This window comes from Blautia sp. AM42-2, assembly GCF_003480245.1.
In the GTDB taxonomy this organism is placed as follows: Bacteria; Bacillota; Clostridia; order Lachnospirales; family Lachnospiraceae; genus Fusicatenibacter; species Fusicatenibacter saccharivorans.
In genome coordinates this window covers 162,207-188,609 of record NZ_QUIM01000006.1, presented here as the reverse complement: position 1 = coordinate 188,609, position 26,403 = coordinate 162,207, and the positions used below count along the sequence as shown (strand labels likewise).

Genomic DNA, 26,403 nt, shown 5'->3' with positions numbered 1-26,403 from the left:
GTTTACACCTCCCCCATCGTCTCGTGCCAGATTTTGTGGCTTGCCGGGAACATATCGCCAAAACCTAAATCCTCTGCGGTGATCTGACACGTAACCGGAGAATCATACTCCAGACGCAGACGGATCCGTGTTGTCTTCGGCGGCCGTTTGGGCAGCCCGTCCAGCTTCATGGTATAGCGGTTTCGTTTTCCGCTTTCCATGGAGCTCACAACAAATTCCAGCTCCTCCGTTCCGTCGAGGATCAGCTCACATTCTTTTTCTGCTTCATACCAGTTCACACCGGCTGCAATCAGCGCATAGTATGCCGGAGAACCATTGATCGTCATCTCCATGCCGATGTTGTAGCGCACGAGGTCATTTCCGAGGAAGAGATAGCCCTTTAAGCGGCGCTCCTCCACTTTTTCGCGCGCGGAAAAGCAGGCGCCCTGTGCAAACAGGTTCGTTCCGCCGAAGATTCTTCTCTGGTTTTTCTTTAACTGACGCAGAGAGTTGTCTGCCCAGGCAAGGTCGAACTCCTCACTCACCAGAAATACGCTGGAATAAATTTCATTCCCCATCGCTTCTCCCATCAGATGGCAGAAATCGCGGTCGCGCTCCATCGGCTCGATCGAAAGTGCGGCTTTTGGCCCCCGTTTTACGGTCACAGTTGCCGGCTTCGTTTTACGGCTGATGGAAAGTTCAGAAAACGATGCTTCCTCATCTTTCAGGAAAAACAGACCGACTTTACGGCTCCAGAGCTCCGGCTTCTGGTTCAGCACATGGCAGTAAAAGCTCTCGTCATGCTCCTGCAGGTAGGCTCTGCCACGCGGAAGTCCGATTATCTTGTATGCTTCACGCACATTTTCCACAAATGGACGGGTCAGATGGCCCGTGGTGATCATCATCGCCTGGATCTGCTGGTCCGGGCGCTCGATGCCGATCATCTTCAGTGCTTCGCGAAGGAACGTGCCAAGGACTTCTCCCGGCGTGTAATCCCGGTTTTCGATCTGGCAGATGCGGGATCCCATGCAGATCTCGTACAGATTGTCCAGCCAGATGCCGTTTTCCGCGTGAGCAGATTTTTCTGCATCCGGTCCTGTTTTCCACGTTTCCTCATTCCGTTTTTTGGCAATGGCGGTCGGAAATTCCACCGCCTCTTCTCCTTCTTTTACCGGGATGGAGACGGCCGTATGGGTTCCCCTGTCATAGCAGCAGAACTGGGAATATTTCTCTCCAAAATCAAATCCTAAAATCAAATTTTTCTGTTCCATGTCGTATCCTCCTGCTGCTTCTTTTCATCCACAAGTGCAAAACAGTTCCGAACCAGAGCCTCCTGCTGCAGATACTTTTGGAATGCTTCTTCTGCTTTTTTCAAATCTCCTGCCGCGCGCGCTGCTTTCATCTGATTCAGAAGCTGGTACCGCGTCTTTCCTGCTTTTGGTTCGCCGGTCATGGAGACGGTTTTCACCTCTGTTTTTCCCTCACCCTGACGGTTCGTAAAGGTCAGGTAATACTCCATTTTCTCGCCGTAGAACAGCAGAAACTCTTTCACAAAAATGCCCTGATACATATTGCGCATCGGTTCGCTCTTCCATGTTTCTTCGGCGTTTGTCCGGTAATGAATCGTCACCTTTGCCTCCGCTCTCTGGCGCTCCTCGATGAACATGCGGTCGCCGATCTGGAAGCCTTCGGTCAGGTGCTCCGGCAGATCCTTGTAGAAGGCAAAGCGGAGTCCCTGTTTCGTAAACGCCAGAAGCAGGGTATGCGCCTCTTTTTCTTCCTCCTCAGAAAGCTGCGGCTTCGTGGAAAGATGTTTCAGCATCGCAAAACGGCAGATCTCGTCCAGCTCCCAGCCCTGTTTCCAGGCGCGGTCCAAGTAGTCAAACATCTGATCCGAAAGCGGTTTTCCGTCCATAAAATAGCCGATCGCAAGATACGTCAGGTATGCCAGAATGACATGCTCTTTTCCGCTCTGGCGGATGTAGCTCTCCAGCATTTCCTGCTCCCACTTCGGGTGGCTGCGCACAAAGACGGACCAGGTCAGAATGCGCTCCTCCAGCTTGTCGCTCTCCATCTGAAAGCCGCGGATTTTATCCCATAAACTGCACATATCCTCAATAGAACCGGTGAAATAATCTCTCAGATAGCACAATACAATTTCATCGTAAATGCCCTGTTTTACCACGTAGGATGCCAGATAGAGAAGCTCCTCGTCCTCTGTAAACTCTTTTTCCAGAATCATCGCATGCGCCAGACGGAAGAGACACGACACCGGGATCTTTTCGTAGCCGTACCGATCCGTCAGGGCAAAGGCGCGGCTGTAACAGCCGTAGCGTACCAGAAGCTCGATCGTAGAAATACGGTCCACCTTTGCGTAAGCGCTGTCCTCCAGCTCTGCAACAGCCGCCTCGGTCTCACGCTCATCCGGATGGGCAAGATAGTATTCCAGCAGTTTCTGACGCACTGTTTTCCGGTAAGCACTGGAAAATGCGCTCGTGCGCGCTGCCTGCTGATACCAGGCAAGATTTTCTGCAGTAAGCTGCATCTCCTCTTCCTGCTCCCCGCACAGGTGTAGCAGCAGACCCGGATTTTCAATGGCAAAACCGCCGCAGGCACGGGCAAGCTCTTCATCCGTAAACAATGGCTCTACGCGGCAGGTTTCTGTCACCGCATATCTTCTGCGCTGCTCATCTTCGAGAAGAATCCGCGCTTTTTTGCCGTACAGACGGATATAAGCACCCTGTTCCGTCATCGGATAAGACGTTTCGCCCGCCATCGCCGGATGGCAGACGATCACACGCGTGATTTTCGGATTTTCACACGTTACATGATGGGTAAACAGCACATTTGCGATCGCTTTTGCGCTGTCGGGATCTTCCGGTTTTTTCAGAAAAGTCCGGTACAGTGCGGCGTATTCGCGGTTCATGCGGCCTTTCTGGATCTGTCTTGCCGTGAAAACCTCCATCGCCGGGCGGTAGCTCTGGAATGTATGGCGGTCTTTTTCGCGGTTTTTGATCACGTTGGCGTAGATCAGCGCTTTCTTCTGGCCTGCCAGTGTGTTGCTGTAGGAGAAATACATCCGGATGACCTGCGGAAGGACCTCGTCGAACGACGCATCCATCGTTTCGATATAGTACTCGTACAGGCGCGTGATGCGGATGTTCCGCTCCACGGCTTTTGCATACCACGGGAAATATTCCTTCCGCACCGGGCGGCCCTTCATCACCAGTTTGCAGATGGCTTCGAGCACTTCATCGGATGGAAAACGCTCATAGCCCGCAGTCAGAATCTGATAGACATTCTCATCGAACGTTTTCATCGTCTCTGTAAGATAAGCGGCCCGTTTTAACAGTTCCCCGCTTAAAATGCCTTCTTTCTGCGCAAATTTCAGCACCTGAACGGTGAACGGCGAAATCCGGCGGAGCTGTCCCTCCTGGCGGAGATAGAGCTGTGCCGCATCCAGATACAAAAGCGGGCTCTTGCACCCGCACTCATAGCAAAGTTCCATCGCGTAGAGCTGACGGGTCAGCGACTGCTGCCAGGAATCGTCGGCATCAATGGCAAGCTTTAGCAGAAAATAGCTTGCACTCTCCTGCCGCATCAGTGTTCCAAGGCGTGATACCAGATCGGTATGGCCCACTTCCATTTTCAGCTTCCATGCCAGATACAGGTACGCTCCTTTTTTCTCCGCGGTGTCCAGCAGTTCCTGATGCTCTTTTACGTAAGAAAGCGTTTCTCTTGCTTTTCCGGTTTCCTCATGGCTCTCGTACAGCCATGCTTTTCCCAGCGTCACCCACGCCATGTCTCCGCCGGCTTTTTCGAACTGCTCGATGGCCTCCCAGGTATCCTGATACCAGGTACGGTAGTCGCGTTTATGGACTGCCAGATCGAGATAGCCGCGCGCGATGGCAGTTATCTGACGGTCGCGCTCCGTATTTTTCCTGCTGGTCACATGCTTTTCGCTGTTTGTCACTTCCAGTTCAAAGCGAAGCTCCTGTTTTCCCTGACGCACCGTAATTCTGCCGTAATGGCGGCCGTTTCCGATTTTCTCCTGATGGATAATGTATTCCACACCGTAGACGCTTCCGATGAAATCTTCTGAAGTGACGACTTTCTTTTCCACTTCCAGAAAGTCTCCCTGCGCCTCGATTTCCATGCGGACGTAGCCCCAGGTATTTTTATACAGATACAGTGTTTCCTTGCGCGGCTGGTCCACGGTAAGCACAGTTTTCTCCGGCTGTTCCGCCGAAAGCATCACCGGCTCTTTCTGACCGAGGGCAACCAGAAATTCCTCCAGATGCTGAAATGTCACCGGCTTGTGGGACAGTCCCTGATAAAGTGCCATCTGCTCCGGTGCCTCTTTCTGAAGAAGACGTGCAAACTCTTTTTTTACAAAGAAGCGGTACGCTGCGCCGAAATCATGGCTTGCCAGATGCACAAAATCTGCCAGGGAATGAATCTCCTGTCCGGAAATGTTCATTGTCTTTCCTGCAATCGAGACGTGTACCCGCACGCAGCGTTCCTCCAGATTGCTGCTGACGGTGATGTTTCCACAGATTTCATCGCCTGCTTTTAATCCGCTGGTATCCACGCCGTACTCAATCGTACTCGCCGTTCCCTGGAACTGATTTTTCGCCAGAACGATTCTCTGATGATCTGTGGTCACAATTCCTTTTACTCTTCTCCCGTCTTCCGCTCCGATATTCAGCTCTCCGCGGAAATTCTGCCCCTCGTCCAGCGTCAGGGCCACCTCCGTCTCGGACAGCAGCAGATGGGGAACCTCATATTCAAATCTGCCGTTCAGCAGTTGTTCCAATCTTCTTCTCAATGTTTTTCACCTTATTTTATCTAAATCGTTTTCGTTCTTTTCCACAACGTCTGATTATACCCCAAGACGCACGGGATTGCAACGGAAAGGGGACGCTCCTTTTAATAGTCGAACAGCGAAAACTGGTTGCTTTCGGGCAGATCTCCGAAGACACCGAGGTCCGCCATAAAGTCGATAATCGTCTTGCTGACCTTGGTGCGGTCGCGGAAATCATCTTTCGAGAGGAATTTTCCGTTTCGTGCCGCAAGGACAACGGCGTCGGCCGCCTTGTCGCCCAGACCCTCGATCGAGTCGAGCGCCGGCATCAGATGTTTGTCATCGTAGACCTGGAAGCGGTGCGCCTGTGCCTTATAGAGGTCCACCGGCACGAAATCGAAGCCGCGGGCGTACATTTCCTGGACAATCTTCATATCCTTGACGGTTGCCTGCTCCTTCTGAGTCAGCGTGTCTTTCCGTTTTTCGTAATCTTTCATATAATATTCCAGCCGGTCGCGTCCCATGCACATGAGCTCGTAGGAAAATGCGGACGCACGAATGGAGAAGTACGCCGCATAGTACGCCAGCGGATAGAAAATTTTATAGTAAGCGATGCGGTACGCCATCATGACGTACGCCGCCGCGTGGGCTTTCGGGAACATGTACTTGATCTTTTTACATGACCAGATGTACCAGTCCGGCACGTCATGTGCCTTCATCTCCTCTTCCCACTCCGGTTTTAAGCCCTTTCCTTTTCGCACACTCTCCATGATCGTAAAGGAAAGCTCACTTTCGAGTCCCTTGTCGATCAGGTAGATCATGATATCGTCTCGGGTACAGATGGCGGTGGAAATCGTCGCCTTGCCCTCCTCGATCAATGTCTGCGCATTGCCGAGCCATACGTCGGTTCCGTGCGACAGACCAGAGATACGGATCAGGTCAGAGAACGACTGCGGCTTCGTGTCCAGAAGCATCTGGATAACGAAATCGGTACCGAACTCCGGCACGCCAAGACATCCAAGCGGGCAGCCGCCGATGTCCTCCGGCTTGATGCCGAGCGCCTCGGTGCTCTTGAACAGCGACATGACCTCCGGGTTATCGAGCGGAATCGTCTGCGCATCAAGGTGCGTGATATCCTCGAGCATACGGATCATGGTCGGATCATCGTGTCCGAGAATGTCGAGCTTTAAGAGGTTGGCATCAATGGAGTGGTAATCGAAATGGGTCGTAATGATGTCGGTTGTCATATCGTTCGCCGGATGCTGCACCGGGGTGAAGGAGTTGATATCCTCACCGAACGGCAGAACGATGATACCGCCCGGGTGCTGGCCGGTGGTACGGCGGATGCCGGTGCATCCTTCCACGATCCGGTCGATCTCGCAGTTCCGTTTGTGCTGGCCGCGCTCTTCGTAATAGTTCTTCACGTAACCGAACGCTGTTTTATCCGCCAGCGTACCGATGGTTCCCGCACGGAACGTCTGACCGGCGCCGAAAATAACCTCTGTGTATTTGTGCGCCTTACTCTGGTAATCACCGGAGAAGTTCAGGTCGATATCCGGCTCTTTATTTCCCTTGAATCCAAGGAACGTCTCGAACGGGATATCAAATCCCGCTTTTTTCAGCGGCTTGCCGCAGTTCGGGCAGACGGCGTCCGGCATATCGCATCCGGCGCGGCCGACGTACTCTTTGACGCGCGGCGAATCGAACTCGCTGTAATGACACGACTCGCAGTAGTAATGCGGGCTCAACGGGTTTACCTCCGTGATTCCCGCCATCGTCGCAACGAACGAGGAACCGACGGAACCACGCGATCCTACAAGGTATCCGTCCTCGTTCGACTTCCACACCAGTTTCTGTGCGATGATGTACATAACGGCGTATCCGTTGGAAATAATGGAGTTCAGCTCTCGCTCGAGGCGCGCGGAAACGATCTCCGGCAGCTCCTCGCCGTAGATTTCATGCGCGCGGTCGTAGCAGATTCTACGCAGTGTCTTGTCGGAATCTTCGATGACCGGCGGGAATTTTCCGGCACGGATCGGGGAGATTTTCTCGACAAGGTCGGAGATTTTGCGCGGATTGGTGATGACGACCTCCTCCGCTTTCTCACTTCCGAGATATGAAAACTCTTCAAGCATCTCCTCGGTGGTGCGCAGGAACAGCGGTGCCTGCTCATCCGCGTCGTCAAAACCTTTTCCGGTCATGATGATGCGGCGGTAGATCTCGTCCTGCGGATCCATGAAGTGGACGTCGCACGTTGCCACAACAGGCTTATGGAACTGCTCGCCGAGTTTAACAATGCGCCTGTTGATCTCCTTTAAATCCTCCTCGCTCTCTACGGCAGAAACGTCCTCTTTTTTGATCATGAACGCGTTGTTGCCGATCGGCTGGATTTCCAGATAATCGTAGAAGTCCACAAGACGCGCAATCGCCGCATCCGGTTCACCGCGCAGGATTGCCTGGTAGAGTTCGCCCGCCTCGCAGGCAGATCCGATCATCAGACCGTCCTGGTATTTCAGGTAGACGCTCTTTGGCAGCTTCGGCCGGCGGTTGTAGTATTTCAGGTGGGATTCTGACACGAGGCGGTACAGATTGACACGTCCCGTCTCGTTCTTTGCCAGAATGATCGCATGGTACGATGGAAGCTTGCGCACAGCCTCCTCCGATACTTTTCCCTGCGCATTCAGGTCATCCAGAGTCAGAATATTGCGCTCCTCCAGCATTTTTACGAATTTCACGAAAATTTCCGCCGTACAGCCGGCATCGTCCACCGCACGGTGATGGTTTTCCAACGATACGCCGACCGCCTTCGCAACGGTATCCAGCTTGAAACGGTTGAGGCCCGGCAGCAGGAAACGCGCCATGGCGACGGTGTCCGCCGTTGTAAATTCCCGCTCGATCCCCTGCAGGACGCAGTTGTGCTCGATAAAGCTCATATCGAACGAAGCATTGTGGGCAACCATAACGGCTCCCTCACTGAACTCCAGGAATTTCGGCAGCACCGTTTCGATGTCCGGCGCGTCAAGAACCATGTTGTCGTTGATGCCGGTCAGGTTCTCAATCCGGAACGGGATCGGGACTTTCGGGTTGACGAAGGTGGAAAACTTATCGACAATCGCTCCGTTTTCCACACGGACGGCACCGATCTCAATGATTTTGTTGACAACCGGGGAAAATCCCGTCGTCTCGATATCAAACACAACGTAGCTTCCGTGGATGTCCTGTCCTTTGCTGTTGACAACGATATCTTTCAAGTCGTCGACGAGATAAGCCTCCATGCCGTAGATGACCTTGAACGGAGCCGAAACTTTTTTCAGCTCATCTTTTGTCGCATCCGGGTGCTCTGCCTGGTATTTTTTCCGGTAAGCGCCGTCGATCGCCTCGATCGCATGGTTTGCCTCCGGGAAGGACTGCACCACGCCGTGGTCAGTGATCGCGATCGCCGGATGGCCCCACTCGTAGGCACGCTGTACCAGACGGGCAGCATCGGTGACACCGTCCATATCGCTCATCTTTGTATGACAGTGCAGCTCCACACGCTTCACCGGACTCGTATCCTGACGGCCGGTACGGAAATCGGTGATCTTCTTGATGCCCCAGACAGACATAACCGTCAGATCGTGGTCAAATGCATCAACCGTCGTTTTTCCTTTTACTTTAATGAACGCGCCTTTTTTGATCGCATCCTTTAATTCCGGCACTTCCGCGTTCTGGACGAAAATCTTGACGCCGATGGTATCCGTAAAGTCGGTGATCGTGAACATGAAAATCGTACGCTCATTCCGGATCTCGCGCATATCCACACTCTGGACTCTTCCTCGGATGACAACATCACCGATCTCATCGCCGATTTTCAGAATCTCCACGCTCTCATCCTCGAAATCTCTTCCGTACAGCACATCCGGATTGGAGGATTTGCGCGGCTGATTGTCCGCATTCCGGCTGAAACTGCCCTTGCCTTTCTTGAAGGAACCGCGTCCGCCGCCGGAAAAACCTTTTCCCCTTCCGCCGTCTGCTGCTTTTTCTTTTTTCGCCTCGCCGCCCTTGGCTGCTGCGGCTGCTTTTGGCTGTTCGCCTGCTGCTTCCGCCTGCTCTTCCATCCGGTTCTGCTCTTTTTCGCCGAGCATCTCACCGTAATGGGTATGCGCCAGAACGTGGCGCACTTCCTCCCGGATGCGGAGCTCGGAATTTCTCATGGCGCGGCTCTCGCCCTCCGGCTTTCTCATCTCGGTTTCCACGATCAGGTCGAAGCCGCACCGCTCACAGAAGATTTTCTCGAGAATGTGGACCAGCTCCTCCTCGCGCTCCTTTGCCACAACGGAATCCACGAGCACCAGGTGCATTTTGTTCGTCTCCGGGAAGGTAATCTCGGCAGTCGAAAACAGATGATTCAGAAAGACACTGTGGTTTTTCAGCTCGAGCAGGATACTCGGACGGTACACCTCCAGAAAGTTTTCCGGCGTATACTGGCGCGACAGATAGAACCGCTCAATAATCTTCACGCGCAGCGGCACGTTGGAAAAGAGCTGCTCCTCGATCTGGCGCTCCAGCTGATAAATATATTTTTTGTGAATCCACTGATGGCTGACCACATAGATCCGCAGCAGATCTTTTTTCTTATTGATCGATACCCGCGAAACCTCCACGGTATCGAGAAGCTCTGCCATGCCCCCTTCGATTCTCAAATCCGGAAATACTTCCTGAAACTGTTTTTCCATTCCTATTCCTGCTTTCTTTTCTACTTGCCCCAGTGATCCAGCTCGTCCTTTAAGACGGACAGCAGCTCGCTCTCCGGTACTTTTTTCACGATTTCACCTTTTTTAATTAAAATGCCGACGCCTTTTCCGCCTGCAACACCAAGATCCGCCTCTTTTGCCTCGCCCGGTCCGTTGACCACGCAGCCCATGACGGCAACCTTGATATCAAGATCGTAGCTCTGCACCAGTGTTTCCACCTGGTTTGCCAGTCCGATCAGGTCAATCTGGGTCCGTCCGCAGGTCGGACACGATACGACCTCAATGCCGCCTTTTCGAAGTCCCAGGGTCTTTAAGATCCGTTTTGCGGATTTGATTTCCTCGAGCGGATCGCCGGTCAGGGAAACGCGGATCGTATCTCCGATGCCCTGATATAAAATAATACCGAGCCCCACTGCCGATTTGATGTTGCCGGAATACAGCGTTCCTGCCTCCGTAATGCCGACATGAAGCGGATGATCCGTCTGGTTCGTGATCAGCTCATGCGCTTTTGCACACATCATCACATCAGACGATTTGATGCTGATGACGAGATTGTCATAGCCCATCTCCTCGATGATCCGCACTTTGTCGAGCGCGCTCTCCACCAGGCCCTCTGCCGTTACGCCGTTGTATTTTTCCACCAGCTCTTTTTCGAGTGAACCGCTGTTGACGCCGACGCGGATCGGAATCTGGCGTTCTTTTGCTGCATCTACAACCGCCTGGATCCGGTCGCGGCTGCCGATGTTGCCCGGGTTGATGCGGATTTTATCGGCTCCGTTTTCGATCGCGGCGATCGCCAATCGATAGTCAAAATGAATATCTGCTACAAGCGGAATCGAGATCTGTTTTTTGATCTCGGACAGCGCCTTGGCTGCCTCCATGGTCGGGACGGCGCATCGGATAATGTCACATCCGGCTTCCGTGAGCGCCTGGATCTGCTTTACGGTTGCCTCCACATCTTCTGTTTTGGTATTCGTCATGGACTGGATCAGAATCGGATTTCCGCCTCCGATGACCCGGTCGCCGATTTTCACAACTCGTGTATTTGCTCTGCTCATTTTCTTTCCTCCATTTATTTTCTCCGTGATGGCATAAAAATCTTATTTTATTATAAGACAATTTTTTCTCCGGCACAACCGTCTTTTCTCTTGCAATTTTTTTCCAAATTTTCTATAATGCTAGGAGTGATTTTTTTTATTCAACTGGAAAGGAAGACATACAAACGATGAAAAAGATGATCCTCGTAACCTCGCCGCCGGCGTGCGGAAAGACATACATTTCAAAACAGCTCGCCAAGGAGCTGAAACACGTTGTTTATCTCGACAAGGATACGGTCATTCCGCTGTCGAACCGCGTTTTCAAAGCGGGCGGACAGGAAATCAACCGCAGTTCTGATTTCTTCGAGGAGAATATCCGCGATTATGAATATGAAGTAACGGTCAATTTCGGACTGGAAGCACTCGAGTATGACGATATTGTGCTGATCAACGCACCATTCACACGCGAAGTGCATGATGAGAAGTTCCTGAAAGACTTCTCCAAAAAGCTCGCTGACCATGGGGCAAAGCTTGTTGTGATCTGGGTTGTCACAAAACCGGAGATCTGCCACCAGCGCATGATCGACCGCAACTCCGTGCGCGATACGTGGAAGCTGGAGCACTGGGATGAATATGTGAAAACGATCGACTACTCCATCCCGGAAGCACTGAAGAAAATGAGCAACTGCCTCGATCTGATGCTGTTCTACAATTCTTCGGATGAAGAATATCAGAAATCCATGGAGATGGTTATCTCCCGTCTCGAAGACGAATAACGACTAAACGAAAAAAGAGAATTTTGCCGGACCTCATTTTTACAGTCTGCAAAATTCTCTTTTTATTTATAGAAACTATTTTCACATCCGATACAAAAGATAATCCGCCGCTGCCGCCCACAGCACCCAGGAAACGCAGAGAACTGCGAACACACTCTTATATCCGAGCACGGCAAAGTGGACGCGCCATTTTTCCTTCTGCGTGAATTTCTCCGGGTTTTTGCCTTTTACCATCAGCATTCCGGCGATCACGAACATGCCGAGGGCCGCGATCAGCAGCAGGCCGTCTTTCGCCGCCTCAAGGGCAGCGCGGAACGTGAATCCCCCAAAGAGGAATCCTCCCAGCAGCAGCACAGCTGCCGCAGCGCCGCCAGAGAGCAGGCCGATTGTAAATGCTTTGCCGAGATCACGGCAGATGTTCTTTATCTTTTCCATGTTTTATAATTCCTTATTTTCTTCTAATGCATCACAGAAATGACATGCCACAAAGTGATTGTTGCCCACGTCTTTTAATTCCGGCATCTGCTGTCGGCAGATGTCTTTTGCGTACTTGCATCTTCCCTGGAATTTGCAGCCCGGCTTCGTGTTGATCGGGCTCGGCACCTCGCCTTCGAGGCGGATTTTTTTGCGGTCGCGCTCTGCCTCTACTTTCGGGTCCGGAATCGGAATCGCGGAGAGCAGTGCCTGTGTGTACGGGTGGCGCGGGTTGGCGTACAGCTCCTCGGATGTCGTCAGCTCGACGAGCGTTCCCAGATACAGAACCGCCACACGGTCGGAAATATGTTTGACCATCGACAGATCATGCGCAACGAAAAGATAGGTCAGACCCATCTTCTTCTGTAAGTCCACAAGCAGGTTGACGATCTGCGCCTGAATCGAAACGTCGAGTGCGGAGATCGGCTCATCGAGAACGATGAACTCCGGCTGCACGGCAAGCGCACGCGCGATACCGATTCGCTGGCGCTGTCCGCCGGAAAACTCGTGCACGAAACGGTTCGCATGCTCGCGGTTCAGTCCGACCAGCTCCAGATATTTGTAGATCATCTCCTGGCGCTCTTTCTTATTCTTTGCCAGATGGTGAATGTCGATGCCCTCGCCGATGATGTCGGCAACGGTCATACGTGGGTCGAGCGATCCATACGGATCCTGGAAGACCATCTGCACCTGTTTTTTGAAGGCAAACCGCTCTTTTCCGTTTAATGCATGGACATCGGTTCCCTTGTAGAGCACCTGTCCGTCGGTCTTGTCATACAGGCCGATGCAGGTACGGCCGCACGTCGTCTTTCCACATCCGGACTCGCCAACCATTCCAAGTGTCTCACCTTTGTAGATATCGAAGGAGACATCATCCACGGCCTTTAAGGTCGCATGGTTTCCGACCTGAAAATATTTTTTCAGATGGGAAACGGAAAAAAGCACTTCTTTTTCGTTATTTTCCATTACAGTTCTCCTCCTTCCAGATTTGGCATTTCTACTTTTGGTGCCATCGGGTGATGGAGCCAGCAGGCAGCCTTATGCTCGCCGCCGAATTCCGTTACCTCCGGCATCTCTTCCTTACAGATCGGCATACAGTAGCTGCACCGCGTGCAGAACGGACATCCGACCGGCGGGTTTAAAAGATCCGGCGGAGTTCCCGGAATTGTCGCGAGTTCCTGCTTGTTTTTCAGATCCAGACGCGGTACGGAACGGATCAGCGCCCAGGTATACGGGTGACGCGGACGATAGAAAATGTCCTCACACGTTCCGCTCTCCACGATGATGCCGGAATACATGACAGCAATCTTCTGTGCGATATTTGCCACAACACCGAGATCATGTGTGATCATGATGACGGATGTCTGATTTTTCTTCTGCAGATTCTTGATAATATCGAGAATCTGTCCCTGAATTGTCACATCGAGCGCGGTCGTCGGCTCGTCACAGATCAGAATTTTCGGATCACAGGCAAATGCAATCGCGATCATAACACGCTGACGCATACCGCCGGAAAATTCGTGCGGATACTGTCTGACACGTTTTTCCGGCTCCGGGATGCCGACCATGCGCAGCATCTCGACAGCCTCCTTTGCCGCTTCCTGTTTTGTCATGTTTTTGTGGCCCATCAGATTTTCCATAATCTGTTTTCCGACACGCATCGTCGGATTTAAGGAAGCCAGCGCATCCTGGAAAATGATTGCACACTCGCCGCCTTTGTAATGCTGCCACTGTTTTTTGTTGTATTTCAGAATATTCTCTCCATGATAGAGAATTTCACTGTTCTCTTTAATCTCACCCTGCGGGGCCTTGATGAGGCCCATGATGGATTTCGCCGTTACAGATTTTCCGCAGCCGGATTCTCCCACAATTGCGAGCGCCTGACCTTTCTCGAGAGAAAACTGTACACCGCGGACTGCCTTTACTTCACCGGCATAGGTGTGATAAGAGACTCTTAAGTTTTTTACTTCCAGAATCGGATTGTTTTGTTCGTTCATATCGTTATCTCCCACTTATTACTGGCGAAGTCTCGGATCAAGGGCATCGCGAAGGCCGTCTCCCAGAAGGTTGAATGCCATAACGATGATACAGAGCACGAGACATGGGAACAGAAGCTGTGACGGATAGAAATCCATGTTCTGCTGTCCCATTGAAATCAGGACACCAAGGCTGATCGATGGTGCCTTGAGGCCGATGCCGAGGAAGCTAAGACCTGCCTCCGTAAAAATAAACATCGGGATTGCCGTCGCCGTATCCAGAATCAGGATACCCAGCATATTCGGTACATAGTGTTTTAAGATGATGCGGAGCGGTTTTGCACCGAGCACCTCCGCCGCGTAAACGTATTCCGTCTCACGGAGCTGTTTGATCATACCGCGCACCTGACGTGCCGTGTTACACCATGCGGTGACACTAAGCGCGACCAGAAGTGCAAACAGGTTATTTCCAAGAATCATCATGATCAGAATCGTAAGAAGCAGAGACGGAATCGAGTTGATAACCTCGATGATCCGCATCAGAACCTCATCGACCCAGCCGCCGAAATGTGCCATCAGCGCGCCATATACCGTTCCGATGATGAGTTTGATTGCCGTTGCAACGATCGCGATGATCAGTGATGCCCGCGCGCCGACCCAGACTCTTGAGAAGAGGTCACGTCCCAGGTTGTCGGTTCCAAACCAGTATTTTGACGATACGCCCTGGTTTTTCTCGGCGATATTCATGGATACATAATCATATCCTTTGATATGCGGTCCGATGATGACCATGACAAGCAGAATGCCGAGCACAACAAGAGATCCCATTGCGATCGGATTTTTGCGGAGCCGTCTCCAGGCGTCCTGCCAGTAGGAAATGGTCGGGCGGTCAATCCGGTTCGCATCTTCCTCGGTGTATCCTATTACTTTAAATTTTTCCGGTGTTAATGCTGCCATAATATCCTCCTTATCTGCTCTTTCCTGTCAGACTGATTCTCGGGTCAACGACCACGTACAGCAGGTCCGTGATAAAGAGAACACCGATGTAAAGTGCTGCGATAATAACCGTCTCTCCCATGATAATGGAAAGATCCTGGTTATTGACCGCCGTCACATAATACTGTCCGATTCCCGGGATGGAAAAGATGCTCTCGATGAAGAAGGAGCCTGTGATACACATGGCAACCGACATCGGAAGCTGTGTGATAACCGGGATAAACGAGTTCCGAAGGATATGGCGGCGGATAATCTGTCCGCGGCTTAAGCCCTTCGATTCAGCAGTCAGCACGTAATCCTGATTGATCACATCGAGCATCGAGGTTTTCAGCAGACGCGCATACGTTGCGATATAAGAAAAGCATCCTGTCAGGGTCGGAAGAATCGTGTATTCCCATCCTCCGAACCACAGATCCTTTCCCGCAGGCCAGCCGATCGTCGGCAGAACCTTCAGGTTGCCTGCGAAAATTTTCTGAAGCATCAGACCAAAGATCAGGTTCGGAATGGAAATCAAGAGGACCGACAGGGCGATCACCATATAGTCCCAGAAGCTTCCCCTCCTCATTGCCGCAAGAATTCCAAGCAGCAGACCGATCGTGATACCGACCAGCACCTGCTGGATACCAAGGCGGGCGGATACCGGAAGACGGTCATGAATCAGCTTCTGTACCGTCTGTCCCGCATAGACAACAGATTCTCCGAACTCTCCCTTGCAGATTCCCTTCATTGTGATCACATAGCGCTCCATCATCGGCTTGTCGAGGCCGTAGCGCTTATAGAGGTTTTCCTTTACGGTCGGCGAGAGCTTGCTCGCACGCTCCGTCAGCGGATCTCCCGGAACCGCTTCCAGAAGGAAAAACGTGGCCGTTGCAATCAGAAACAGTGTGATCAGCATTTCTGCAAAACGGCGCAGTAAATATTTTGGCATAAAAATCCTCTCCCTGTCCGGTCTTTTCCGACCGGAATTTTATTATGATAGCGAAAGAAGAGCCTATTGTTTCATAAGCCCTTCTTCCCTCATTTCTTCTGTTTTGCTGCTTTTTTTATTTCTCTACAGTTGCTCTGTAAAGCTCCTGGCTTGCGCCGAAGGAGGATGTGTAGAAATCTTTTACCCAGTTCTGATAATAGTAATGTTTATCAGAGTAGTACAGCGGTGCAACACCACAATCCTGTGCAACCAGCAGATCTTCCAGCTTCTGGTAAATCTCAAGGCGTTTTGCGTTGTCGTTCTCTCCGGTCAGAGAATCGATCAGGCTGTCGTACTCGCTGTTGCTATAGAGGCCGTAGGAATCATAAACGCCTGTCTTCATGACGTTCAGGAAATCCAGCGGATCGTTGTAATCGCTGAACCATCCGCCTACAAAGATATCGTAGTTCTTGTTATCGCGCTCGTTTGCAAACATCTGGTAATCGCCAACGGTGTTCAGCTCTACCTTTACGCCCAGATTCTGGGAAATGGACTGCTGCAGGTACTCTCTCTCGAGCTGATTCTCGGTAGCAGAACCCTGGGACAGCAATGTAATGGTGATGTCTTCCGGTTTGTCGGTGATACCAAGCTCATCAAGGCCTTTCTGGAACAGTGCTTTTAACTTGTCTGCATCTCCTGCATACTGCTCATATTCCTCTTTCATGGTCTCCGACGCCTGCTTGCGGTAGGAAGTTCCGTCGAGCGTGATCGCCGGGGAAACGAAGCCGTAAGCTGCGGTGTATCTTCCGTAAACAGCTGATACCATCTCCTCACGGTTGATGGAGTAGGAAATTGCCTTGCGGATGTTTACGTTTTTCATCAGACCGGATTTTCCGCCCTCAGACTGCTCGTAGCACAGAACCATAGTTCCCGGGTACTCGGTGGTCATGGTCTGCATATTGCCTGCTTCTACTTCTTTGTCATATTTTGCAATGTAATCGCCTGCTGCATCGAAAACGTCCAGCTGTCCGTTATCGAACATGGTTGCTGCTGTTGCGTTCTCTGCTACACAGTACCAGTTTACCTGATTCAGTTTTACGTTGTCCTTATCCCAGTACTGGTCATTTTTCACCCATGTCATGGAGTTATCTTCTACCAGGTTGGTCATGGCAAACGGTCCGTTGTAGACACATTTTGTCCAGTCTTTTCCCCACTGGTCTCCGGCTGCCTCTGCGACATCCTGACGGGTCGGGTAAAGCGGAGTTGCTACCAGCTTGGACTGGAAGGTCGGATCCGCTATCTTTAAGGTAACCTCGAAGGTGTAATCGTCCACTGCCTTGATTCCGATCTCATCGGCAGAGCCCTGTCCGTTATAATACTCCTCTGCTCCTACTACGTTGAACAGGTAGAAAGAATAGGAATAGCCGTATTCCGGATTTAACAGACGTTTCCAGCCGTACTCATAATCTGCTGCGGTAACCGGCTGTCCGTCGGACCATTTGGCATCCTTTCTCAGATGGAAAGTGTAAACCAGTCCGTCATCGGATACGTCCATGGATTCTGCACCGGCATACTCGAAACGGTCTCCGTTTTCATCTGCTACGTCACGCATCAGTCCTTCGTAGCACTCTCCCATCATCCAGCGCCATCCCATATCCTGCACATCGAAATTGTTTCCAAAGGCTACTGCACGAAGATTGATCTGTCCGTCCACTTCGCCTGCAGTCTCCGGTGCTGCTGAATCTGCTGCTCCAGTACTGGTTGATGCCGCCGTGGCATTGTCAGCAGTTGCTACCTGTGTCCCTCCGCTGCTTCCGCATCCGGCCAGAAGACCGGCTGCCATGCATCCTGCCAGAAGCAGAGAAACGACTTTGTTTCTTTTTCTCATTGATGTTCCTCCTTTTTTCCGCAGACCTTCCCCGGCAGATCCGGCTGTGTCTGCACACGGGCTATTGTATTTCATATAATTATCCTGAATTTTTTCTCTTGTTCGGACAATAACACAAAATAATACCTTGTTTTTTCACTTTTTTCATGCGATTTTAGCCCAACTTTTATCAGAATATCGGGAAATATCTGTTTTGTCAATCCTTTTCCCGTAAATTTTGCGTTTTCTGTTTTTTGTGTCACGGTTACGCAAAAAAGAAAGAGACCGCCGTTACATACAGCAGTCTCTTTTCCTTTTTCCCTTGCTTTTCTCTTTTATTCCGCTTTTGCATCCATTTGCCGCAGGCTGTGGATCAGCTCCTCACAGATCTCCAGCTCGCTCTTTCCGTCCGTCTCGATGATAATGTCGGCTGCGGCCTCGTATTTTTCACGGCGCTTGCTCATCAGATCTGCGATAAACGGAACGGTTTTGTTGTTCTCAATCAGCGGTCTGTCGTGGCTGTCTTTGACACGGTCTAAAATCGTCTCCGGCTTTGCAGTCAGAAGAACAACGCGGCCGTTCTTTTTCATCTCTACAACGTTGCACTCACGCATCGGAGTTCCGCCGCCGCACGAAATGACAACGTTTGTTCTCGACTGCATTTCGATCAGAAGATTCGTCTCGCAGTCACGGAAATACTGTTCGCCGTAAGTCTCGAAAATATCGGAGATGCTCATACCGGCACGCTCTGCGATGATCTGATCCATCTCGATGATATCCATGGCAAACACGGTTTTGAGATAATCGGAAATGGTGCTCTTTCCGGCTCCCATGAAGCCAATCAGTACAATATTATAATTGAACAGCTTTCTTGCCTGAATCTTTTTACTGTTTCTTGTGATGCTCTCGAAAACATCCGCCACTTCGTTTTTATGGCGTTTTTCCTGCATCCGGCGTTCCAGCCATTCCTTCTGTTTTGCTTCCTGCTCCGGCTGGAGAATCGGCACGTTATTTGCTTCTTTATATACCATAATGTCCTCGACAATACGGTTTCTCATCAGCAGTGCATCCAGAATAATCTCATCGCACTGTCCAAGGCTCTCTCGTAATACTTCCAACTGATTCATGATATTTATCCTTTCCAGACTTGTGTGTACTTGTTCGCACAGCCCTCTTCCGGTATTTTTGTCGTATTTTTTGACATTTTCTGTTATTATAGCAGTTGTCCTCCGGAATCACAACAAAAATTTGCACAAAAGTGCGAAAAGCCCATGGAATCTTTTCAGAAATCCATGGGTTTTGGTATATTTTTATTTAAGATCGTCTTTCGAATCCGCATGATACCTGTTCTCCCGGGCATCTTCTGTGGATAACTTTTCATCAGAGTTCAGAAAACTCAGCTCTGCCCCCCCCCCCCCGATTTCAGATTCTTTTTCAGCTTTTCAATCTGAATCGAAGTCTGTTTTTCTTCGGATATGGTGTTCAGCTCCTCGCAGATGGCATCTTTGATATCGAGCAGACACTCGAGCATCAGCGGGCTGAAGGTACCGCACTCGCCGTTCAGGATCATCTCGATGGCTTTCTCGTGCGTGTATGCCGATTTGTAGACACGCTCGCTTGTCAGCGCATCGTAAACATCGGCAATCGATACAACCTGGGCTGCAATCGGGATCTCCTCACCTTTTAAGCCGTCCGGGTAACCCTTTCCGTCGTACCGCTCATGATGCCAGCGACAGATCTGGTACGCAATCTGTACCAGCTTCTCGTCCTGATACAGTTCCAGGCTCTTCAGCATGGACGCTCCGATCAGGGTATGTTTCTTCATCTCCTCGAACTCTTCTTTCGTCAGCCTTCCCGGCTTATTTAAAATGTTCTCGTCAATGCCCATCTTTCCGATATCGTGCAGCGCGGATGCCGTTGTGATCATCAGCTGATCGGACCAGCTTAAGTGGTAGCGGTCTGTCTTCTGTACCAGACGCTCGAGGAGCATACTGGTCAGAACGTTGATGTGGTGGACATGAAGTCCGCTCTCGCCATTCCGGAATTCCATGATATGGCTCAGGATACTGATCATCATCTGATTGTTTTTCTCTTTTTCGTAAATCTGCTCGGTGACGAGCGTCACGAGACGGCGCTGTTTTGCATATAATTTGATCGTATTGAAGACACGCTGGTAAACAACTTTTGCATCAAACGGACGACTGATATAATCGGATACGCCCTGCTCATACGCACGGCGCACAAATGCGGTGGAATCCTCGCTCGATATCATGATGACCGGAACCTCTTCGATCCAGTGGTTGCGGTTCATGTAGTCAAGCACTCCGAAACCGTCCATGCCCGGCATGACGATATCCAGAAGGATCAGCGCAAGGCCTGTTCCGTATTCTTCCAGCAGACGCAGGCACTCTTCGCCGGTGGAAGCCTCGATGATATCGTATTCATCCTGCAGAATCTCCGAGAGGATGATACGGTTCATCTCGGAATCATCCACGATCAGGATGCGCTGTTTTTCTCTGCGGTTTTCCTGACGGACAACATCGTCCTGACAACCCAGGATCTGGTCTTTCTCGGTGACAACCATGTTTTTCCGTTGTTTCGCAAGATACATCAGCTGGTCGGCACGCATCGCAGCTTCGCCGATCGTCTCATCTCTTGTCAGAACACCTCCTACGCTGACGGAAAGACGCATCTTCGAGTAGCCCGGCACCTGTGCCTCATGGATCTGTGACTGAATCTGTTTTAATTTCTGTACAAAGTTTTCCTCATCCATCTCCGGCAGAACCAGCAGAAATTCGTCTCCTCCTAAGCGGATCAGACGGTCGGTACGTCGGGTGCAGCGGTTGACGGTCTTTACAATGGTGTCAAGCGCCATATCTCCGGCATTGTGGCCGTATGTATCGTTGTATAATTTGAAATCATCGAGATCGATCATGGCTACGCCGCAGCAAAAGCTGGCGTCCCGGATCTGGTCTTCGAAGTAGCGGCGGTTGAATACTCCGGTCAGCGCGTCACGATACAGCTCTTCGCTGTAGCTGTTCAGCTTGCTTACCAGATTCTGGCGTCCTTCGGAGTCCATCAGTGTTTCATCGTCGAGACGGTTGATCATCTCGATCACGCATGGTTCTCCTTCGATCTCCACGTATCTTGCAATGACCTGATACACATTCGACGCAATGCATTCCAGTTTTGATTTCTGCGATTTCTCCCGCAGGGCTTTTTCGGAAATACAGTTAAGGCACGGCATCGCTTTGTTCCATACTGTGTAGCATTCACACAGCTTGCCATTCTCTTCATCGATAATAAAATCTCCGATCTCATCCGGACGGAGAACCCGCACATACATGAAAACATTCTTCAGATGTTCCACCAGACGGTCTGCCTGTTCCTGTGTCATCTGAACATCCTTAGAAGGCTCTTTCTTATTTATTTTTTCACATTCCGGCAATTCGGTCTGATTCATCTGTTTCCCTCTCTTCTCCCCGGTACACACAAAACTTCATTACCCCTTTGTGTGCTTCCGCGTTTTGCTACATTTTCCCATTTTAATTACAGTTATACATAATAGTGTAACGATTGTTTCCCGTTTCGTCAAGAAAAAAGTGTACAAAAACCGTCCTGTAATGGAAATTTATTCCAAAAAAACCGACCGGTTTTACGCGGTCGGTTTTTTCTTCTTACTTAACTATTTTCGTTTAAATACCGGGATCGAATCGATCGGTGCATCGGCGTGGATCGTCTGGCCGCCTTCATAGACTTTTCCGTCCCTTGTACGTTCTCGGATGCCTCGTCGTACAGTTTTTTTGATGTAATCATGCATCTCGATCCGGATATCATAGTATTTCTTCATGATCTTATAGTTCTCTTCGCCGTAGCTCCAGAGCTCGTTCGGCTGGCCAGTGTGCAGGCAGCCGCCGCCGAAATCACGGTCGTCGAGCATCGGAATGTTGTATGGGCCGCGGTCGCCATGCATACGGAGGACAGCGGAATATACTGCAAACTCATACCAGCGGATCAGAAGCTGCTGGAAGTCCGGATCGTTGACATCGTCTGTCATGAAACCGCCGATATCGGTTGTCCACCACGGAATTCCGGCAAGACCCATGTTAAGACCTGCCTGTAACTGATCGTAGAAAGCTTCAAAGGTACTCGGAACGTCGCCTAAATCTTTCATATTATCATAGAAGACACGGCTGTATAATTGCGGATAGATGTTGCTGCAGGAGAGCGCCGGTCCTTCAATATAGCGGTAATGATCGAAATCGTAAACACCGTAATCCGGCTCGGAGTTATCCAGCCAGAAAGCATTGATGCCGTAATCGTAGTAGTTCTTCTTGCATACGTCCCAGACATATTTTCTTGTCTCCGGATTGAACACGTCGATCTCAACGCAGTCACCCTGGAAATCGTATGTCTGCTTTTTCGCGCAGACTGTCCCTGTATGTTTTTCATTTTATTAGATTTTTTTGTCTGTTTCTTGAAGTTTTTATCCGATTTCTAACACTATTTTGATCTTTTTACCAAATTTGCGGAATGGGCTTTATTTTTAACTGCACAAATTCCATTTCTTATGATAGAATATTTACGAAAAAATAAAGTATCTGATTCACTATACTTTGATTCACAATAAAATGAGGGAGTAATCCATGATTCAAACGAAAGATTCGAACTTAACCTTCCGCCCGCTGACCATCGACGACGCAGAGCAGTACAATGCACTTCTGCGCTACGCCTTTCAGGTTACAGAGCAGGAGCTTTCCGAAAGCGGATGGAAAGACGATGAAATCAAGCAGTCCAAATTCCCGGTTCTCGTCCGTGCCGATGTGCTCGGCTGTTTCTGCGAGGAGGATCTGGTATCACAGTTCGCGGTTTATCCGCTGGACATGAATATCTACGGTGTCCGCTATCCCGTCGGTTTTGTCACCAGCGTCTGCACCTACCCGGAATACACCGGCCAGGGCATCATGAAAAAGCTGATGATCCGGAGTCTCACGCGCATGCGGGAAAACCACCGTTCCTTTGCGCTTCTCTATCCCTACTCTATTCCGCTCTACCGGAATCTCGGATGGGAAATCATTTCCAATAAGATGACGTACACCATCAAGGACACGCAGGTGCCGCGGAAACTCAAAGCCCCTGGCTATGTGCGCCGCGTGGCATGGGATGACAAGGATTTCAAGGAACTACATACCAAATTTGCTTCGAAGACGCACGGCTGCCTCTACCGCAACAATCTGGCGTGGGAAGAATATTTCCGCTGGGATGAGGATGATACCGTCGTTGCGATCTACTATTCCGCTGATGATGTGCCGTACGGCTACATGGTCTATCTGATCAGCTCCGATATCATGCATATCAAAGAGATGATCTATCTGAACCGCGAAGCGCAGCTGGGACTCTGGGAGTATATTCATGCGCACGATTCCATGATCGATGAGGTCAAAGGAAATAACTACTACAGTGAACCCATCGCGTTCGAGCTTGAGGACAGCGATATCAAAGAAACGATTCGCCCGTACTCGATGGGGCGTATCATCGATGTCGTGCAGTTTATGGAACATTACGCCTGCGACCCGGACGAGCCGGATGTGTGTATCCGTTTTGAGATCGAGGATGAGCTGCTTCCGTGGAACAATGACAGCTTCACATTCTTCTTTGAAAAAGGACACTGTGTGCCGACCGACCGCGAGCCGGACCATGTGATGAAAATGACGATCGCATCGCTCACGACACTGCTGCTCGGCTACAAGACGGCTTCCAAGCTGTATGAGATGGCGCGCATCGAAACGACGCCGCAGACTGTGGAATGCCTGGATGACCTGCTCTTCCACCATATTCCATATGTTTCGGACTATATTTAATTTATTTTACGCATTGCAAAAGAGGGACTCCCGTGAAAGGAATCCCTCTTTTTCTATGTAACATTTTTTAGTTTTCTTCCAGTTTGATTTTCTCCTGCAGCACAACGCAGCCTGCCATATCGCCGATGACGTTGACGCATGTGGCACCCATGTCACACAGTGTGTTGATGCTGATGTAAACGCCCATGACGCCGGCCGGAAGACCTGCCATCGTGGCGAGTGCTGCGAATGATGCGATCGCGCCGCCCGGGATACCCGGTGTTCCGACAGAAAGCAGGACGTTGGCAAGCAGAATGATCACCATCATCGAAATGCTGACGTTGATGCCGCAGGCATTTGCGAAGAACATGATCATAAACGACATCAGGATCGATACCGCATCCATATTGACGGTGGCACCGAGCGGGATTGCGATACTGCTGATCTGGTTCGAAACGCCGAGTTCTTTCTCGACACAGCGCTTGCTGATTGGGATCGTCGCGGAACTGGAACATGTTCCGAATGCATTCAGGGCTGCCGGCATGATCGCCTTAAAGAACTTGACCGGACTCGTCTTTCCGATGAGTTTTACAGCGCCGCCGTAGACGACGATCGCAAATCCATAGAATGCCACATACAGAATGATGAGCTGGGTTGCCAAGGAAACGATGGTTTTGGTTCCGTTTGCCTCGACAACCGGCACGATCGTACAGAAGACACCGATCGGGGTGAAGTACATAACGGTGCTGATGACTTTTAAACAGACCTCATTCAGGGAGTTGATCACGTTTAAGAGCGGCTGTCCCTTCTCTCCGACCGCAATCAGCGTAAAGCCGACAACGACAGCGAACACGAGTACCTGGAGCATGTTGCCCTCCGCAAACGCCTTCACCGGGTTGGACGGGATCAGGTTTTTGATCGTGTCGAGGATGCTGGTCATCTCGGTCGCCTGGATATCGGAAGTTGCCATCTCAAAATGGACTCCCTTTCCGAGGCGGATCAGTCTTGGAATGATAATGCCGACTGCACTTGCAATCGCGGTGGTGCACAGGAAGAAAATCATCGAGTAGCCGGTGATCTTACCTGTCGTTTTTGCATTTCCGATGCTGCAGATACCCATGACAATTGAGCAGAATACCATCGGGAAAATCATCATATTCAAGGCGTTCATGTAGATGCCGCCGATGACGCCGGTTACGGTCAGAATCGGCGTAAAGCGGTCCGCCAGAAGAAGTCCGGTTAAGATACCGAGAATCAGTCCGGTAAAGATCGCACCTGTAATATGCTTCTGATACCATGCATAAAACTTTTTCATATGTTCTCTCTTCTCTCCTTTTTCACAGAGTAAGAGGCAGGTGTCCCTGTATCTTCTACCTGCCTCTTCGCATACAGCCATCTTATCACACAACCGCGGATAATTCCACTTAAAAATGGATTTATCCGCGGTTTTTCTGGCTTTTGGTCTTTTTTTTCTTTTTTATACGGCTGCTGTCCGGCTGTGGACTTTCTTCCGCACAATCAGATAGCAGATCACCTGCATGATAATCGTGATGATCCACGATCCCGGATACGAAATGAACAGCACATACAGCGAGCGGTGCTGCGGGAAAATGCCGAAGATCCACACGATTCGCGTTCCGACCGTTCCGATGACGGACAGAATCATCGGCACCGCCGAGCATCCCATACCGCGCAGGGCTCCCGGGAAGAGGTCCATGATGCCGCAGAGGAAATACGGAACCGTCGTGATCGACAGAATTTCCATACCGCAGCGGATAACCTCCGGGTCCCCGGTGTAAATCTGCAGGATTTCCGTACCGAACAGATACGCGCCGCCACCCATCACCAGTGCCATGCCGCTGGAGAGAATCAGGCAGTCGATCAGCACCTTATCCATTCGTTTGTATTTTCCGACACCGTAGTTCTGGCTTGTGAAGCTCATGCACGCCTGGGTGACGGAGTTGACTGAGGTGTATAAAAATCCCAGCACATTGTTGGCCGCCGTGTAGCCTGCCATTGCAATCGAACCGAAGGAATTGACGGATGACTGCAGCAGCACGTTCGAGAAGTTGATGACGGTACTCTGAATACCCGCCGGGATGCCGACCTGGAAAATCGGGATGATGTAATCCTTTTTCAGGCACAGCTTCGAAAACCGGAGCTGATAACTTCCCTCGCTCTTATAGAGGCACCGCAGAACCAGCACGCAGGAGATCGCCTGCGAAACCACCGTTGCAATCGCCACACCTGCCACGTCGAGACTGAACACGATCACGAGGAACATATTCAGACCAGCGTTGATCACACCCGATACAATCAGGAAATACAGCGGCCGCTTCGTGTCGCCGACGGCACGCAGAATCGCCGCACCGTAGTTGTACAGCATGAAAAACGGCATTCCCATAAAGTAAATTCTCATATACAATGCCGACTGATCAATGACATCCGCCGGTGTATCCATCAGCTCCAGCGCGCCTTTTGCAAAAAATACGCCCACAAACGCCATCACAACGCCGCTGATCAGCGCCAGCATGATCGATGTATGTACCGTTTCCGACATCTCCCGGTCGCGCCCCGCTGCATAATACCGCGCCGCAAGCACATTCGCACCGAGCGAGATTCCCATAAACAGGTTGATGAACACGTTGATGAGTGCCGTTGTCGATCCGACAGCCGCAAGCGCCTGGCTTCCGCTGAACCGTCCGACGACGATGATATCCACCGCGTTGAACATCAGCTGCAGAATGCCGGACACCATCAGCGGCAGCGAAAAGGAAATCAGCTTGTCCATAATCGTGCCGTTGCACATGTCGATTTCATATTTGTTCTTTTTCAAAAATACTCCTCCTTCTTTTGTAGCAGATATGCAGTCTTACACCGCAGACATATACAGAAATGATACCACTTTTTTCCGGTTCTGCACAGAGACTTTCCATAATTTATTGACTTCTGTAAAGTCCACAGGTAAAATAAATACAATTACAGTTTTTCTGTATATAAATCAAGGACAGGAG

At 50.7% G+C, this 26,403-nt stretch carries 16 protein-coding genes and 1 pseudogene; 2 read left to right on the top strand and 15 right to left on the bottom strand.

Annotated features, from left to right (window positions below):
* Nucleotides 1–2: 2 nt before the first annotated feature.
* The 4 genes from DW915_RS09175 to ispG all read right to left on the bottom strand — a co-directional run bounded on the left by DW915_RS09175 (nt 3) and on the right by ispG (nt 10,574).
* Nucleotides 3–1,250: a DUF5716 family protein gene (locus DW915_RS09175; RefSeq protein WP_022462660.1), complete on the bottom strand. Its 1,248-nt coding sequence runs from the start codon at nt 1,248–1,250 to the stop codon at nt 3–5.
* A complete protein-coding gene (locus DW915_RS09170) occupies nt 1,232–4,807 on the bottom strand; it encodes a DUF5717 family protein (RefSeq protein ID WP_147398430.1) in 3,576 nt (1,191 codons plus the stop codon). Before DW915_RS09170 ends, DW915_RS09175 begins: the two co-directional genes overlap by 19 nt.
* A gap of 101 nt (nt 4,808–4,908) precedes the next feature.
* Nucleotides 4,909–9,498, bottom strand: a complete 4,590-nt coding sequence (locus tag DW915_RS09165; RefSeq protein WP_022462662.1) for a PolC-type DNA polymerase III — start codon at nt 9,496–9,498, stop codon at nt 4,909–4,911.
* 20 nt (nt 9,499–9,518) lie between these two features.
* Nucleotides 9,519–10,574 carry a flavodoxin-dependent (E)-4-hydroxy-3-methylbut-2-enyl-diphosphate synthase gene (gene ispG, locus DW915_RS09160; protein ID WP_055219919.1) on the bottom strand — a complete coding sequence of 352 codons (1,056 nt, stop codon included), beginning with the start codon at nt 10,572–10,574 and terminating at the stop codon, nt 9,519–9,521.
* Nucleotides 10,575–10,741: 167 nt separating this feature from the next.
* On the opposite strand from ispG, the gene DW915_RS09155 reads away from it, so the two are divergent.
* Nucleotides 10,742–11,329, top strand: coding sequence for an AAA family ATPase (locus tag DW915_RS09155; protein ID WP_055219921.1), 588 nt, complete (start codon nt 10,742–10,744; stop codon nt 11,327–11,329).
* Nucleotides 11,330–11,410: 81 nt separating this feature from the next.
* Here the strand turns inward: DW915_RS09155 and DW915_RS09150 are convergent, their stop codons facing one another.
* The 9 genes and pseudogenes from DW915_RS09150 to DW915_RS09110 form a co-directional block, all read right to left on the bottom strand.
* Nucleotides 11,411–11,764, bottom strand: a complete 354-nt coding sequence (locus DW915_RS09150; protein ID WP_055219923.1) for a hypothetical protein — start codon at nt 11,762–11,764, stop codon at nt 11,411–11,413.
* 3 nt (nt 11,765–11,767) lie between these two features.
* Nucleotides 11,768–12,769 carry an ABC transporter ATP-binding protein gene (locus tag DW915_RS09145; protein ID WP_055219925.1) on the bottom strand — a complete coding sequence of 334 codons (1,002 nt, stop codon included), beginning with the start codon at nt 12,767–12,769 and terminating at the stop codon, nt 11,768–11,770.
* The gene (locus tag DW915_RS09140) at nt 12,769–13,800 is read right to left on the bottom strand and encodes an ABC transporter ATP-binding protein (protein ID WP_055219928.1); all 1,032 of its coding nucleotides are present in this window, start codon (nt 13,798–13,800) and stop codon (nt 12,769–12,771) included. Before DW915_RS09140 ends, DW915_RS09145 begins: the two co-directional genes overlap by 1 nt.
* Nucleotides 13,801–13,818: 18 nt before the next feature.
* Complete coding sequence (locus DW915_RS09135; RefSeq protein WP_022462668.1) at nt 13,819–14,736, bottom strand: ABC transporter permease; 918 nt, start codon at nt 14,734–14,736, stop codon at nt 13,819–13,821.
* Nucleotides 14,737–14,746: 10 nt separating this feature from the next.
* On the bottom strand, nt 14,747–15,703 hold the full coding sequence (locus DW915_RS09130; protein ID WP_022462669.1) for an ABC transporter permease: 957 nt from the start codon (nt 15,701–15,703) through the stop codon (nt 14,747–14,749).
* A gap of 115 nt (nt 15,704–15,818) precedes the next feature.
* Complete coding sequence (locus DW915_RS09125) at nt 15,819–17,570, bottom strand: peptide ABC transporter substrate-binding protein (protein ID WP_158581050.1); 1,752 nt, start codon at nt 17,568–17,570, stop codon at nt 15,819–15,821.
* A gap of 314 nt (nt 17,571–17,884) precedes the next feature.
* Entirely contained in the window at nt 17,885–18,676 is a 792-nt protein-coding gene (locus DW915_RS09120) for a shikimate kinase (protein ID WP_022462671.1), read from the bottom strand.
* A gap of 269 nt (nt 18,677–18,945) precedes the next feature.
* On the bottom strand, nt 18,946–21,012 hold the full coding sequence (locus tag DW915_RS09115; RefSeq protein ID WP_243033812.1) for a diguanylate cyclase: 2,067 nt from the start codon (nt 21,010–21,012) through the stop codon (nt 18,946–18,948).
* Between the two features lie 222 nt (nt 21,013–21,234).
* Nucleotides 21,235–21,951: pseudogene (locus DW915_RS09110) on the bottom strand (TIM-barrel domain-containing protein); the annotation flags it as partial.
* A gap of 244 nt (nt 21,952–22,195) precedes the next feature.
* Between DW915_RS09110 and DW915_RS09105 the strand changes: the two are divergent.
* On the top strand, nt 22,196–23,410 hold the full coding sequence (locus tag DW915_RS09105; RefSeq protein ID WP_022462381.1) for a GNAT family N-acetyltransferase: 1,215 nt from the start codon (nt 22,196–22,198) through the stop codon (nt 23,408–23,410).
* Nucleotides 23,411–23,477: 67 nt separating this feature from the next.
* On the opposite strand, the gene DW915_RS09100 is transcribed toward DW915_RS09105, so the two are convergent.
* Nucleotides 23,478–24,704 carry a dicarboxylate/amino acid:cation symporter gene (locus tag DW915_RS09100; protein WP_055267946.1) on the bottom strand — a complete coding sequence of 409 codons (1,227 nt, stop codon included), beginning with the start codon at nt 24,702–24,704 and terminating at the stop codon, nt 23,478–23,480.
* 162 nt (nt 24,705–24,866) lie between these two features.
* Nucleotides 24,867–26,198 (bottom strand): MATE family efflux transporter, encoded by a 1,332-nt coding sequence (locus DW915_RS09095; protein WP_118742016.1) that lies wholly within the window; start codon nt 26,196–26,198, stop codon nt 24,867–24,869.
* Nucleotides 26,199–26,403 lie beyond the last annotated feature (205 nt).